The sequence below is a fragment of the Burkholderia sp. BCC0397 genome (assembly GCF_902832865.1).
GTDB lineage: Bacteria > Pseudomonadota > Gammaproteobacteria > Burkholderiales > Burkholderiaceae > Burkholderia.
Genome location: NZ_CADFDL010000002.1, coordinates 868,796 through 882,163, shown reverse-complemented (window position 1 = coordinate 882,163; position 13,368 = coordinate 868,796). Strand labels below are relative to the sequence as shown.

Here is a 13,368-nt window from a genome sequence, read left to right as displayed (position 1 = left end):
GGCGCTCAGTCCACGTGATAGTTCGGCGCTTCCTTCGTGATCTGCACGTCGTGCACGTGCGACTCGCGCATGCCCGCCGCGGTGATCTGGACGAATTCGGCCTTCTCGTGCAGCTCGTCGATCGTCTTGCAGCCGCAGTAGCCCATGCTGGCGCGCACGCCGCCGACCAGCTGGAACAGGATCGCGTTGACCGACCCCTTGTATGCGACGCGGCCTTCGATGCCTTCCGGCACGAGCTTGTCGATGTTCGCCGAGTTGTCCTGGAAGTAGCGGTCTGCCGCGCCGTCCTTCATCGCGCCGACCGAACCCATGCCGCGGTACGACTTGTACTGGCGGCCCTGGTACAGGAACACGTCGCCCGGCGCCTCTTCGGTGCCCGCGAGCATGCTGCCCATCATCACCGCGTTCGCGCCGGCCGCGAGGGCCTTCGACACGTCGCCCGAGAAGCGCACGCCGCCGTCGGCGATGCACGGCACGCCGGTGCCCTTCAGCGCTTCCGACACGTTCGCGATCGCGCTGATCTGCGGCACGCCGACACCCGCGACGATCCGCGTCGTGCAGATCGAGCCCGGGCCGATCCCGACCTTGACCGCGTCCGCGCCGTATTCGACCAGCGCCTTCGCGGCGGCGGCCGTCGCGATGTTGCCGCCGATCACCTCGACGTGCGGGAAGTTCTGCTTGACCCAGCGCACGCGCTCGAGCACGCCCTTGCTGTGACCGTGCGCGGTATCGACGACGATCACGTCGACGCCGGCCTGCACCAGCAGCTCGACGCGCTCTTCGTTGTCCGCACCGACGCCGACCGCCGCGCCTGCGCGCAGCTTGCCGTGTTCGTCCTTGCACGCGTCCGGGTGCTCGGTCTGCTTCGTGATGTCCTTGACGGTCATCAGGCCGCGCAGCTCGAACGCGTCGTTGACGACCAGCACGCGCTCGAGGCGGTGGCTGTGCATCAGCGCCTTCGCTTCGGCGAGCGGCGTGCCTTCCTTGACCGTGACGAGGCGCTCGCGCGGCGTCATGATCGACTTGACCGGCTCGTCGAGGCGCGTTTCGAAACGCAGATCGCGGTTCGTGACGATGCCGACGAGCTGCGGGCCTTCGACGACCGGGAAGCCCGAGATGCCATGCTGGCGCGACAGCGCGATCACGTCGCGCACCTTCATTTGCGGCGGCACCGTGATCGGGTCGCGGACGACGCCCGACTCGAAACGCTTGACCTTCGCGACTTCGCGGGCCTGTTCGGCCGGCGTGAGGTTCTTGTGGACGATACCGACGCCACCCTGCTGCGCCATCGCGATCGCGAGGCGACCTTCGGTGACCGTGTCCATCGCGGCGGACACGAGCGGCATGTTCAGGGAGATGTTGCGGGTCAGCTTGGTCTTGAGGCTGGTGTCGCGCGGGAGAACGTCGGAGAAGGCGGGAACGAGGAGCACGTCATCGAAAGTGAGTGCTTTTTGGATCAGACGCATGGCAAATCCTATGGGCGCAAAAGCGAATTATACGCGAAGCGCCGCGAATTTTCACAACACGAACAACGGCTTAGCCGGCTTCGGCGGTTCGGGGGCCGAATCGTTCGGATCGCCGTTCGGTTCGTTTTCGATCGCTTTTCGTTTCACCGCCGCATCGAGCCATTCGCGCAACCGGCGGCCGGGCGGCACGTGCCCGTGTCGCGGCGGGGCCACACGGCCGCGACGGCGGCGGCCGCGTACAGTCCGGCGACACGCCGCCGATGCGGCTTGCCTGCCCCGCCTCACGCCAGCCCGGCCGCGCGGACGATCATCACCATGCCGCCCGCCATCACCCCGCAACCGACGATCTGCGCGACGCGTCCGCCGGCCCGCGCCACGCGTTCGGCGGCGATCGCCACCGCGACGGCGGCCATCACGCGCAGATCCATCATGCCGGCCGCCAGCGCGACCGCCATCAGGTTCCCGCAACACGCGCCGCACCGGATGGCCGCGTGCACGCCGTACCGCCATGCCGTGACGACCGCCGGCCGCGGCCGGTGCGCGTGTGCCGCCGTGTGCCGGCAGCACGCCAGCCGGCGCACCTTCCATCTAGAGAATTGCCACGCGCCCGCGGCCAGCACGACGGCGCCGGCCGCGAACGGCAGCGCACGGGCGAGCGCCGGCAACCGGGCAGCGGCCGTCGTCAGTGCGGCGCCGGCCGGAAACACGAGCGCCCCGAGCGCCATCCAGACCGAGAAATATCCCGCCCCTGCGACGACGATGAGCCATGCCGACCGCGCCGTCTGCGGACCGATGCGCTGCCAGTAATGCCAGAGCTGCGGCGCGAGCACGGGCAGCATCATCGTCACCGTCATCGCGCCCCACATTCCGGCGAACGCCGCGAATGCGCGCGCGGCACCCTGGCCGCACGGCCGCAGCCATACGGCCGAGGCCATCCAATCGCCGGGCATCGGGTCGCCTCCCATCGCGGCCATCGACGCGTGCTGCGCCAGCGTCGCCATCGCGGCGACCGCGAACACGGCCACAGCCACCGCGCCGAATGCGCGCGGATCGGCGGCCGTCTCGCCGGTTGTCGGCCGTATCATCGCGCGCTCCCGCCCGTCGCCGGCCCGCTCAGCCGCGCGCGTACTCGTCGTGACGGCGCCACCACGGGCCGGCCTCGTTGCGACCGCGTGGCGCGCGATCGAGCCACTGGTACATCCCCCACAACCCGTCGAGGCCGCGCGCGTAGGTCGAATACGTGTGATAGACGGCGCCGTCCTCGCGCACGAACGCGCTCATCCCCGGCCGGTCGAGCGAATACGTGGCCGCGTCGGTGCCGCACGTGGCCGCGAACTGCACGACGGGCGCCGGCGGCGGATCCATGTCCATCGCGTGACCGGCCCGCGCATAGTTGTATTCGACGTCGCCCGCGCGCTGCTGCGTTTCGGTGAACGACACGTTGAAGTCGAAATTGAAATCGCTGCCGACCGACGACGCCCACGGGAACGTCCACCCCATCCGCTGCCGGTACGCGAGCAGTTTCGCGAGCGGCGCGCGCGACACGGCCGCGAGCGTCACGTCGTGGTTCGCCAGATGCACGGCGAAGCCGTCGAAGCCGTCGGCGAGCGCCGAGCACGACGGGCAGCCCGCCTTGTAGTCGGGGCCGAACATGAAGTGATAGACGAGCAGTTGCGACCGGCCGCGAAACAGGTCGTCGAGCGTCGCCTGCCCTTCCTCGGTATCGAACCGGTAGGTCTTGTCGATGCGCACCCACGGCAGCGCCTGGCGCCGCCGCGCGAGTTCGTCGCTTTGCCGCGTCAGCGCCTTTTCCGCGTCGAGCAGCGCGCGGCGTTCGGCCAGCCATTCGTCGCGGGTTCCTGTGAGATGGGTCGTCATTGCGGGTTCCTCCTTCCGATGGGTATCCGGGCACGGCGTACGGGGCCGTGTGCGTGGTGCTAGATTAGTGCCGGGCATCGGACCGGAGGGAGTGACAAGTGTGTCGGGATTCGAATGGATTCGCTGATCACGGCGGCCGCGCGCGCGCTCGCGGCCGGTGACGCGCTCGGTGCGCTGAACCGCGTCGCGCTGCGCGACGATGCGCCGGCGCTCGCGCTGCGCGGGATCGCGCTGGCGCAGCTCGGCGATTTCGAACGCGCACGGGCGCTCGTGCGCGGTGCCGCACGTGCATTCGGCGCGAAGGAAGCGGTCGCGCGGGCGCGCTGCGTCGTCGCCGAAGCCGAGATCGCACTCGCGTCGCGCGACCTGCACTGGCCGACGCGTGCGCTCGATGCGGCCTGTGCGACGCTCGACGCGCACGGCGACCGCGCGAACGCCGCGCATGCCCGCTATCTCGGCGTGCGCCGGTTGCTGCTGATCGGCCAGCTCGACGAGGCCGAGCGGCTGCTCGCGCATCTCGATCCCGCGCCGCTGCCGCCCGCGTCGCGCGCCGCCCATGAATTGATCGCGGCCGGCATCGCGATGCGCCGCATCCGCACGCACGCGGCCCGTGCGGCGCTTGCCCGGGCGCAGGCAGCCGCCCGCGCCGCCGGCATCGCCGCGCTGACGGCCGAGGTCGACACCGCGGCGCGCGTGCTCGACGCACCGGCCGCGCGGCTCATCGCGCGCGGCACGTCGCGGCTCGTGCCGCTCGACGAAGTCGAGACGCTGTTCGAGTCGAATGCGCTGGTCGTCGACGCATGCCGCCACACGGTGCGCGATGCGCGCACGACCGTGTCGCTCGCGCGGCGTCCGGTGCTGTTCGTGCTCGCCCGTGCGCTCGGCGAGGCGTGGCCGGCCGACGTGTCGAGAAACGCGCTCGTCGCCGCCGCGTTCCGCGCGAAACAGGCCGACGAATCGCATCGCGCGCGGCTGCGTGTCGAGATCGGCCGGCTGCGCGCGGTACTGCGTCCGCTCGCGAACGTCGTCGCGACACAGCGCGGCTTCGCGCTCGAACCGCTCGGCGTGCGCGAAACCGTCGTCCTCGCGCGCCCAGTCGACGATCGCCACGCAGCCGTGCTCGCGCTCCTCGCCGACGGCGAAGCGTGGTCGAGCTCCGCGCTGGCGCTCGCACTTGGCGCCAGCCAGCGCACCGTGCAGCGCGCGCTCGATGCGCTCGCGGAAACCGGCAAGGTGCAGGCGCTCGGCCGCGGACGCGCGCGCCGCTGGATGACGCCGCCGCTGCCCGGATTCGCGACGACCTTGTTACTCCCGGTTGCGCTGCCGGGCGATTAGGATGGCCCCATCGAACGACGAGGTGACGAACATGAAACGCTCCCCTGCAGACATCCTTCGCGAGTACGGCCCGTTTCCGGGCGTCGACGGCGTGCACGGCGTCACGTTCGACGGGCAGCACGTGTGGTACGCGTCCGGCGACAAGCTGAATGCGCTCGACCCCGAGCGCGGCACGATCGTCCGTTCGCTCGACGTCGCCGCGCACGCGGGCACCGCGTTCGACGGCCGCCACCTGTTCCAGATCGTCGAGGACCGCATCGAGAAGATCGACCCCGAATCGGGCCGCGTGCTCGCGACGATCCCGGCGCCCGGCGGCGGCGCCGATTCGGGGCTCGCGTGGGCGGAAGGCACGCTGTGGGTCGGCCAGTACCGCGAACGCAAGATTCATCAGGTGGATCCGCAATCGGGCGCCGTGCTGCGCACGATCGAATCGAACCGCTTCGTCACCGGCGTGACGTGGGTCGATGGCGAGCTGTGGCACGGCACGTGGGAAGCCGACCAGAGCGACCTGCGGCGCATCGATCCGCGCACGGGCCAGGTGCTCGAGCAGATCGACATGCCGGCCGGCGTCGGCGTCTCGGGGCTCGAGTCCGACGGTCATGACCGCTTCTACTGCGGCGGCGGCAACAGCGGCAAGCTGCGCGCCGTGCGGCGCCCGGTGCGAGCGCGGGTGTCGGGCGACGGCGCCGGTGCGACGCCCGATCCTGCCGACGGCTGATTCGACCGACAGCTGATCCGCACCATACCGCGGCCGCGAACCCTCGATAATCAGGAACGGATCGAGGCCGCTCCGTCGCGCGGCACGCCGAAGCCCCGCCATGCCCCGAGTGCAGGAATGAACAAGACGCCGCCGCGATGGCATCGCTAAGATGCGCGCACCTTGGTCATGTGTTCGGAGCGGTCGATGCAGCGCGGCGTGGTGTACGGTGTCCTGGCAGGCGCCCTGTGGGGCATGGTGTTTCTCGTTCCGCGGCTGCTGACCGATTTCTCGCCGCTGCTGCTGAGCGCCGGCCGCTACACGATGTACGGCCTCGTATCGCTCGCGGCCGCGTTGCCCGCCGCCCGCTCGCTGCTCGCACGGCTGACCCGCGAGGATCTCGTCGCACTGACGAAGCTCGCCGTCATCGGCAACGTCGCGTATTACATGCTGCTGTCCGGCGCCGTGCACCTGATCGGCATCGCGCCCAGTTCGCTGATCGTCGGCGTGCTGCCGGTGACCGTCACGCTCGCGGGCCTCGGCGACCACGGCGCCGTGCCGCTGCGGCGGCTCGCCGCCCCGCTCGCGCTGGTGATCGCGGGCATCGTCTGCATCAACGTCGACCTGTTTACGTCCGAAGCCGCGCACGCGACGACGCTCGCCCAGAAGCTCGCGGGCATCGCCTGCGCGGCGGGCGCGCTCGCGAGCTGGACCTGGTATGCGGTGGCGAACGCGCGCTACCTGCAGCGCCACCATCGTTTCGGCGGCAACGAATGGTCGGTGCTGTGGGGTGTCGTGACGGGCCTGCTCGGCGGCCTCTGCTGGCTGGCGATCCTCGCGCTGCCGGCCGGCATGGTGCAGGCGGCCGTCCCGGCATCGCGCTGGCAGTTGTTCTGGCTGCTGAACCTCGTGCTCGCGATCGGCGCGTCGTGGCTCGGCAACGGGCTGTGGAACGCCGCGTCGAAGCGGCTGCCGCTCACGCTGTCGGGTCAGCTGATCGTGTTCGAAACCGTGTTCGCGATGCTGTACGCGTTCGTGTACGACCAGCGGATGCCGCACGCACTCGAGATCGCCGCACTCGTGCTGCTGCTCGCCGGCGTATACGGCTCGGTGCGACGGCACGGCGACACGCCGGGCAGCGCAGGCAGCGCGTCGGCAAACGCAAACGCCGCGGCCCATTGAGCGCCGCGGCGTTTGATCAGACCAATCCGAGCGAACAACGCGTCAGCGCGCGTCCTTGTGCATCCACTTGCGGCCCTCGATCGAGCCGTCACGGCGGGATTTGTCGACACGCCGCTGGCGCGCGAGCTTCGGATCGACGATCAGCGGACGGTAGATCTCGACGCGGTCGTGATCGACGAGCGGCGCATCGAGCGACGCGAGCTTGCCGTACACGCCCGTCTTCGCCTGCGCGAGATCGATCTCCGGGTGCAGCGCGAGCACGCCGCTCGCGTCGATTGCGGAGCGCACGGTCGCGCCTTCGGGCAGCGACAGCGGAATCAGCGTCTGGCGGTCCGGCAGTGCGTAGCAGACTTCGATCGACAGCATCGCGTCACCCCTTTCCGTAGCGCTGGTCCGCGCGCTTCACGAACGAATCGACGAACGTGTTCGCGATGTGGCTGAACACCGGCCCGATGATCTTCTCGAGCAGGATGCTCGAAAACTCGTAGTGCAGCGCGAATTCGATCTTGCACGCATCGGCACGCAGCGCCGTGAAACGCCACGAGCCCGTGAATTTCTTGAACGGACCGTCGGTGAACTCCATGTCGATCCGCGTCGGGCGCTGCTGCGTGTTGCGCGTCGCGAAATGCTGCTTGATGCCCTTGAAGTTGATGTCGATGCGCGCTTCCATTCCGCTCTCGTCCTGACGGCGAACCTCGACACCGCCGCACCAGGGCAGGAAATTGGGGTAGTCGGCCACGTCGGTGACGAGGTCGAACATCTGTTCCGCCGAGTGACGGATCAATACAGTTTTCTGGACATCTGCCATAAATCGCGCGGCATCGCTTAAAGTAGGAGCGCCAAGCCGGGCGATTCTCGCCCCGCTTTGCTAAAATCGTGATTTTAAACGAGTTGGCCCGATCCTTTCATGAGCATCATCGACAACAGGAAAGCGCACTTCGATTATCACATCGAGGAACGCTACGAGGCGGGGCTCGTGCTGGAGGGCTGGGAAGTCAAGGCGCTGCGCGCCGGACGCGGCCAGATCAAGGAAGGCTACGTCGTGGTGAAGAACGCCGAGATCTTTCTGATCGGGACCCATATCAGCCCGCTGCCTGAAGCCTCGACGCACATCCAGCCCGACCCGGTTCGCACGCGCAAGCTGCTGCTGCACCGCGAGGAAATCAAGAAACTGATCGGCAAGGTCGAGCAGCGCGGCTACACGCTCGTGCCGCTGAACTTCCACTACAAGGGCGGTCGCGTGAAATGCGACATCGCGCTCGCGAAGGGCAAGAAGCTGCACGACAAGCGCGAAACCGAGAAGAAGCGCGACTGGGAACGCGAGAAGGCCCGCATCATGCGCGCCGGCACCTGACGCCCACGGCGTTCATCACAAACGACACGGCCCGCTCGAAGCGGGCCGTGTTGCTTTGGACTCTCTGAATCGCGCCGGCGGGTCACCCGGCTGCGCGACGATTCGCCGCACAACGATGCGCACGCGGCAGCCGCGTGCGCCTCGATCGTCGGGCTCAGCCCTTCGCGCCGGACGCCGCTCCCGCGCTCTTGACGATCGTCAGCGCCGACGAGATCGCGGTGCCGAGATCCGACAGGTTCGACGGCACGATCAGCGTGTTGCCCTGCTTCGCGAGATTCGAGAATGCGCCGACATACTGCTCGGCGACCTTCAGGTTCACCGCATCCATCCCGCCTTGCGACTGAATCGCGCTCGCGATCTTCTGGATTGCCTGCGCGTTCGCCTCGGCCACCGCCAGAATCGCGGCGGCTTCACCCTGCGCCTGGTTGATCGCGGCCTGCCGCTCGCCTTCGGACTTCTGGATCGCGGCTTCGCGCGCACCCGACGCGAGGTTGATCTGTTCCTGCTTGCGGCCTTCGGACGCGGCAATCAACGCACGCTTTTCGCGCTCCGCGGTGATCTGCGCCTGCATTGCGTGCAGGATCTCCTTCGGCGGCGTCAGGTCCTTGATCTCGTAGCGCAGCACCTTCACGCCCCAGTTCGCCGCGGCGTCGTCGAGCGCCGACACGATGCTGTGGTTGATGAAATCGCGCTCCTCGAAGGTTTTGTCGAGCTCGAGCTTGCCGATCACCGAGCGCAGCATCGTCTGCGACAGCTGCGTGATCGCGAGCACGAAGTTGCTCGACCCGTACGATGCCTTCATCGGATCCATGACCTGGAAATACAGCACGCCGTCGACCTGCAACTGCGTGTTGTCACGCGTGATACAGACCTGGCTCGGCACGTCGAGCGGAATTTCCTTCAGCACGTGCCGGTACGCGATGCGATCGACGAACGGCAGCACGATATTGAGACCGGGCGACAGCGTCGCGTGGTAGCGCCCGAAGCGCTCGAGCACCCATGCATGCTGCTGCGGCACGATCTTCACCGTCTTCGACACGATCACGATCGCGATGACGAGCAGGACAACCCAGATGATCAGCGAATCCATGAATATTTCCTCCTTGTTGTATCAGCGGACGGTCAGCCCGCGGGTTTCGCCACGACCACGAGGCGATTGCCGCGCACGGCGCTCACCTGGTACACGTGCGCATCGTCGCGCTCGCCGTGCGCGAGCTCGACGTCCCAGTCGGCGCCGCGATACTGCACGCGCGCGCGGCCGTCACGCCACGCGTCGACCGTGACGGTCGAGCCGATATCGAGATTGACGTCGGGATTCGTCGACGTGTCGCGCTTCTGCTTGCGGCCGAGCCCCGAGCGACGCAGCACGATCATCGCGACGATCGCGACCGCGGCCGCCGCGCCGAACTGCACGTGCGGCGCGAAACCGGCCAGTTGCAACAACCCGCCCGCGAGAAAGCCGAGCGCGATCATCAGCAGATAGAACGTGCCCGTCAGCAACTCGGCGACGACCAGCACGCCCACCCCGACCCACCAGAACAGATGCCCCGACATCATTATGGTCTCCAGAAAAACGTCCCCGATGCTCACTATATTCGCTGCGCTCGCAGCTGTGCGAAGCGGTCGGCGCTCCCGGGGCGGTCGGAACCCTGCGAACTGCCCGGCGAGTACCGACGAAAAAAAACACCCCGGTGCTTACCGGGGTGTTTATAGCACGAACCTTGCATTTTGCCTTCAACGAAAGCGCGGCGGACCGCCCTTTCGCCGAAGTTGCACGACGGATCGTTACTTGCGGTTGGCGGCGAGCGCCTGCCACGTATCGATGATCGTGTCGGGGTTCAGCGAGATCGACACGATGCCTTCGTCGGTCAGCCATTGCGCGAAGTCCGGATGATCGGACGGGCCCTGGCCGCAGATACCGACGTACTTGCCCATCCTGAGGCAGGTATCGATCGCACGCTTCAGCAGGAACTTGACGGCCGGGTCGCGCTCGTCGAAGTCGACAGCCAGCAGTTCCATGCCCGAATCGCGGTCGAGGCCGAGCGTGAGCTGCGTGAGGTCGTTCGAGCCGATCGAGAAACCGTCGAAGTGTTCCAGGAACTCTTCGGCAAGAATCGCGTTGGTCGGGACTTCGCACATCATCACGAGGCGTAGGCCGTTTTCGCCGCGCTTCAGGCCGAACTTCTCGAGCAGGCCAACGACGCGCGCCGCCTGCTTCACGGTCCGCACGAACGGCACCATGATCTCGACGTTGGTCAGGCCCATCTCGTCACGCACGCGCTTCAGTGCACGGCATTCCATCTCGAACGCCTGCGCGAAGTCGTCGGCGATGTAGCGCGACGCGCCGCGGAAGCCCAGCATCGGGTTTTCCTCGTCCGGCTCGTAGCGCGAACCGCCGATCAGCTTCTTGTACTCGTTCGACTTGAAGTCGGACAGACGCACGATCACGGGCTTCGGGTAGAACGCCGCGGCGATCGTCGCGACGCCTTCCGTCAGCTTGTCGACGTAGAACTGACGCGGCGACGCGTGACCGCGCGCCACGCTCTCGACCGCCTTCTTCAGGTCCTGGTCGATGTTCGGGTACTCGAGAATCGCCTTCGGGTGGACGCCGATGTTGTTGTTGATGATGAACTCGAGACGCGCGAGACCCACGCCGCCGTTCGGCAGTTGCGAGAAGTCGAACGCGAGCTGCGGGTTGCCGACGTTCATCATGATCTTGACCGGGATTTCCGGCAGCTCGCCGCGCTGCACTTCCGTGACTTCCGTCTCGAGCAGGCCGTCGTAGATCTTGCCTTCGTCGCCTTCCGCGCACGACACGGTGACGAGCGCGCCGTCCTTCAGGATGTCGGTCGCATCGCCGCAGCCGACGACTGCCGGCACGCCGAGCTCACGCGCGATGATCGCCGCGTGGCAGGTACGGCCGCCGCGGTTCGTGACGATCGCCGCCGCACGCTTCATCACCGGCTCCCAGTTCGGGTCGGTCATGTCGGCCACCAGCACGTCGCCCGGCTGCACGCGTTCCATTTCCGACGGATCCTGGATCACGCGCACGGGGCCCGCGCCGATCTTCTGGCCGATCGCACGGCCCGTCGCCAGCACCTGCGACTGGCCCTTCAGCTTGAAGCGCTGCTCGGCCTTGCCGCTCGCCTGGCTCTTCACCGTTTCCGGACGGGCCTGCAGGATGAAGATCTTGCCATCGCGGCCGTCCTTGCCCCACTCGATGTCCATCGGACGCTGGTAGTGCTTCTCGATGATGACCGCGTACTTCGCCAGCTCGATCACGTCTTCATCCGTGATCGAGTAGCGGTTGCGCTGCTCGTGCGGCACGTCGACCGTCTTCACGCGGCCCGGCTCGCCCGGCTGCGTGAATTCCATCTTGATCAGCTTCGAGCCGATCGAGCGGCGGATGATCGGGTACTTGTCCTGCGCGAGCGTCGTCTTGAACACGTAGAACTCGTCCGGGTTCACCGCGCCCTGCACGACGGTTTCGCCCAGGCCGTAGCTCGACGTGATGAACACGGCGTCCTTGAAGCCCGATTCGGTATCGATCGTGAACATCACGCCGGCGGCGCCGACGTCCGAGCGGACCATGCGCTGCACACCGGCCGACAGCGCGACTTCGGCGTGCGTGAAGCCCTTGTGCACGCGGTACGAGATCGCGCGGTCGTTGTACAACGATGCGAACACGTGCTTCATGCGGTCGAGCACGTCGTCGATGCCGACGACGTTCAGATACGACTCCTGCTGGCCGGCGAACGACGCGTCGGGCAGGTCTTCCGCGGTCGCCGACGAGCGCACGGCGAACGACAGCTCAGCCGGCGAGCCGTTCTTCAGCACTTCGAACTGTTCGCGGATTTCCTGCTCGAGGCGCGCCTGCATCGGTGCGTCGACGATCCACTTGCGGATTTCGGCGCCGGCTTCGGCGAGCGCCTTCACGTCGTCGATGTCGAGCGACTCGAGACGCTTGGCGATGCGATCGGTCAGGTCGTTGTGCTTGAGGAAATCGCGGAATGCGAGCGCGGTCGTGGCGAAACCGGTGGGTACGCGAACGCCTGCTTCGGAAAGCTGGCTGATCATCTCGCCGAGCGACGCATTCTTGCCGCCCACGATCTCCACATCGGTCATCCGCAACTGCTCGAACGGAATTACATACGCCTGGTCCTTTGCGACGTTTGCTGCGTTAGTCATACAAGCCCCTAAGTGTGAAAAAAATGCTCGATCGCGCAAGTGGGCTCGGACGCGGGCGCCTGCAAAAAGGCGCGGCGCGTCTTGCGCAACCTGTTAGATAAACACTCGCAGCGGCGGAAATCTTCCGACCCGATTTGCAAAAATCCCGGCAGAAGGGCGATATTTGCAGACAAATCGCCAGACTTGCCGGGAATTATGGAATCGCGCGGCCCAGCCACGGGGCGCCGTCCGCGCCCTGCCCCCGCAATTGCTTATCCAACAGGTTGCCGCTATTCTACCGTGCCGGCTGCCGGATGTGGCGCGACCTTGTCACTGGGTCTGGAGGCACACCTCCAGCCGCCCGCGCAACCGCCCTTCACGCTCGACGTCCAGATTCATGCTGCCTACCGTATTCATCGTCTCCGACGGCACCGGGATCACTGCCGAAACCTTCGCGCATTCGATCCTCTCCCAGTTCGACCAGAAATTCCGCCTCGTGCGCGTGCCGTTCGTCGATTCGCTCGACAAGGCCTATGCGACCGTCGAGAAGATCAACGAGGCCGCCGTGCACGACGGCCGTCGCGCGATCGTGTTCACGACGCTCGTCGACAGCGAATCGAACGACATCGTCAAGCGCTCGAACGCGCTCGTGCTCGACATGTTCCAGCGCTTCGTCGAACCGCTCGAGCAGGAACTGGAGCTCAAGTCGAGCCACGCGATGGGCCGCGGCCACCAGAACGCGGACACCGAGGAATACAAGACGCGGATCGAGGCGATCAACTTCTCGCTCGCGCACGACGACGGCCAGTCGAACCGCAACCTGTCGGAGGCCGACGTGATCCTCGTCGGCGTGTCGCGCAGCGGCAAGACGCCGACGAGCCTGTATCTCGCGATGCAGTACGGCGTGAAGGCGGCCAACTATCCGCTGATTCCGGAGGATTTCGAACGCGGCAAGCTGCCGTCGGCGCTGTCGCCATACAGCGACAAGCTGTTCGGGCTGTCGATCGACCCGCAGCGCCTGTCGGAGATCCGCAACGAGCGCCGGCCGGGCAGCAAGTACGCGGCGCCCGAAAACTGCCGCTACGAGATCAACGAGGCCGAGGCGATGATGCGCCGCGAAGGGATCAAGTGGCTGTCGTCGACGCACAAGTCGATCGAGGAAATCGCGACGACGATCCTGCAGGAAATCCGCCTCGACCGGCAGTCCTACTGAGCGCGGGAGCGCTGGCGCGGCCGTCCGGCCGCCGCCGCCGAAAACAACAAGGCCGCGTCAAACGCGGCCTTGTTTC

Annotated in this window: 13 protein-coding genes; 5 read left to right on the top strand and 8 right to left on the bottom strand. The window is 67.1% G+C overall.

Going from position 1 to position 13,368, the window contains the following annotated elements:
* Positions 1-5: 5 nt before the first annotated feature.
* The 3 genes from guaB to HWX03_RS08830 form a co-directional block, all read right to left on the bottom strand.
* A complete protein-coding gene (gene guaB / locus HWX03_RS08840; RefSeq protein ID WP_174431426.1) occupies positions 6-1,466 on the bottom strand; it encodes an IMP dehydrogenase in 1,461 nt (486 codons plus the stop codon).
* 281 nt (positions 1,467-1,747) lie between these two features.
* A complete protein-coding gene (locus HWX03_RS08835; RefSeq protein WP_175870997.1) occupies positions 1,748-2,551 on the bottom strand; it encodes a DUF2182 domain-containing protein in 804 nt (267 codons plus the stop codon).
* Positions 2,552-2,579: 28 nt separating this feature from the next.
* A complete protein-coding gene (locus tag HWX03_RS08830) occupies positions 2,580-3,344 on the bottom strand; it encodes a DUF899 domain-containing protein (protein ID WP_175819604.1) in 765 nt (254 codons plus the stop codon).
* 114 nt (positions 3,345-3,458) lie between these two features.
* Between HWX03_RS08830 and HWX03_RS08825 the strand changes: the two genes are divergently transcribed.
* From HWX03_RS08825 to HWX03_RS08815, 3 genes are all read left to right on the top strand, one after another.
* The gene (locus tag HWX03_RS08825; RefSeq protein WP_175870996.1) at positions 3,459-4,679 is read left to right on the top strand and encodes a helix-turn-helix domain-containing protein; all 1,221 of its coding nucleotides are present in this window, start codon (positions 3,459-3,461) and stop codon (positions 4,677-4,679) included.
* A gap of 31 nt (positions 4,680-4,710) precedes the next feature.
* Positions 4,711-5,397, top strand: coding sequence for a glutamine cyclotransferase (locus HWX03_RS08820; RefSeq protein ID WP_175870995.1), 687 nt, complete (start codon positions 4,711-4,713; stop codon positions 5,395-5,397).
* 186 nt (positions 5,398-5,583) lie between these two features.
* Positions 5,584-6,558, top strand: coding sequence for a DMT family transporter (locus tag HWX03_RS08815; protein ID WP_175819601.1), 975 nt, complete (start codon positions 5,584-5,586; stop codon positions 6,556-6,558).
* A 42-nt stretch (positions 6,559-6,600) separates the two neighbouring features.
* Here HWX03_RS08815 and HWX03_RS08810 read toward each other — a convergent pair whose 3' ends face one another.
* Positions 6,601-6,924 (bottom strand): RnfH family protein, encoded by a 324-nt coding sequence (locus HWX03_RS08810; protein ID WP_174431420.1) that lies wholly within the window; start codon positions 6,922-6,924, stop codon positions 6,601-6,603.
* A gap of 4 nt (positions 6,925-6,928) precedes the next feature.
* Positions 6,929-7,366, bottom strand: coding sequence for a type II toxin-antitoxin system RatA family toxin (locus tag HWX03_RS08805; protein WP_021159121.1), 438 nt, complete (start codon positions 7,364-7,366; stop codon positions 6,929-6,931).
* Between the two features lie 99 nt (positions 7,367-7,465).
* On the opposite strand from HWX03_RS08805, the gene smpB reads away from it, so the two are divergent.
* Entirely contained in the window at positions 7,466-7,912 is a 447-nt protein-coding gene (smpB, locus tag HWX03_RS08800) for an SsrA-binding protein SmpB (RefSeq protein ID WP_027784754.1), read from the top strand.
* Between the two features lie 154 nt (positions 7,913-8,066).
* Here smpB and HWX03_RS08795 read toward each other — a convergent pair whose 3' ends face one another.
* From HWX03_RS08795 to ppsA, 3 genes are all read right to left on the bottom strand, one after another.
* On the bottom strand, positions 8,067-9,002 hold the full coding sequence (locus tag HWX03_RS08795) for an SPFH domain-containing protein (protein WP_174431419.1): 936 nt from the start codon (positions 9,000-9,002) through the stop codon (positions 8,067-8,069).
* Positions 9,003-9,034: 32 nt separating this feature from the next.
* Positions 9,035-9,469, bottom strand: coding sequence for an NfeD family protein (locus tag HWX03_RS08790; RefSeq protein ID WP_174431418.1), 435 nt, complete (start codon positions 9,467-9,469; stop codon positions 9,035-9,037).
* 228 nt (positions 9,470-9,697) lie between these two features.
* Complete coding sequence (gene ppsA / locus HWX03_RS08785) at positions 9,698-12,100, bottom strand: phosphoenolpyruvate synthase (RefSeq protein WP_175870994.1); 2,403 nt, start codon at positions 12,098-12,100, stop codon at positions 9,698-9,700.
* Positions 12,101-12,476: 376 nt separating this feature from the next.
* Here ppsA and HWX03_RS08780 point away from each other — a divergent pair, with 376 nt between their 5' ends.
* A complete protein-coding gene (locus HWX03_RS08780; RefSeq protein WP_034207652.1) occupies positions 12,477-13,292 on the top strand; it encodes a pyruvate, water dikinase regulatory protein in 816 nt (271 codons plus the stop codon).
* Positions 13,293-13,368: the final 76 nt, after the last annotated feature.

Excerpts from the sequence above, each read along its gene's own strand:
- guaB (WP_174431426.1), bottom strand. The coding sequence starts at position 1,466 with ATGCGTCTGATCCAAAAAGCACTCACTTTCGATGACGTGCTCCTCGTT.
- HWX03_RS08835 (WP_175870997.1), bottom strand. The coding sequence starts at position 2,551 with ATGATACGGCCGACAACCGGCGAGACGGCCGCCGATCCGCGCGCATTC.
- HWX03_RS08830 (WP_175819604.1), bottom strand. The coding sequence starts at position 3,344 with ATGACGACCCATCTCACAGGAACCCGCGACGAATGGCTGGCCGAACGC.
- HWX03_RS08825 (WP_175870996.1), top strand. The coding sequence starts at position 3,459 with ATGGATTCGCTGATCACGGCGGCCGCGCGCGCGCTCGCGGCCGGTGAC.
- HWX03_RS08820 (WP_175870995.1), top strand. The coding sequence starts at position 4,711 with ATGAAACGCTCCCCTGCAGACATCCTTCGCGAGTACGGCCCGTTTCCG.
- HWX03_RS08815 (WP_175819601.1), top strand. The coding sequence starts at position 5,584 with ATGCAGCGCGGCGTGGTGTACGGTGTCCTGGCAGGCGCCCTGTGGGGC.
- HWX03_RS08810 (WP_174431420.1), bottom strand. The coding sequence starts at position 6,924 with ATGCTGTCGATCGAAGTCTGCTACGCACTGCCGGACCGCCAGACGCTG.
- HWX03_RS08805 (WP_021159121.1), bottom strand. The coding sequence starts at position 7,366 with ATGGCAGATGTCCAGAAAACTGTATTGATCCGTCACTCGGCGGAACAG.
- smpB (WP_027784754.1), top strand. The coding sequence starts at position 7,466 with ATGAGCATCATCGACAACAGGAAAGCGCACTTCGATTATCACATCGAG.
- HWX03_RS08795 (WP_174431419.1), bottom strand. The coding sequence starts at position 9,002 with ATGGATTCGCTGATCATCTGGGTTGTCCTGCTCGTCATCGCGATCGTG.
- HWX03_RS08790 (WP_174431418.1), bottom strand. The coding sequence starts at position 9,469 with ATGATGTCGGGGCATCTGTTCTGGTGGGTCGGGGTGGGCGTGCTGGTC.
- ppsA (WP_175870994.1), bottom strand. The coding sequence starts at position 12,100 with ATGACTAACGCAGCAAACGTCGCAAAGGACCAGGCGTATGTAATTCCG.
- HWX03_RS08780 (WP_034207652.1), top strand. The coding sequence starts at position 12,477 with ATGCTGCCTACCGTATTCATCGTCTCCGACGGCACCGGGATCACTGCC.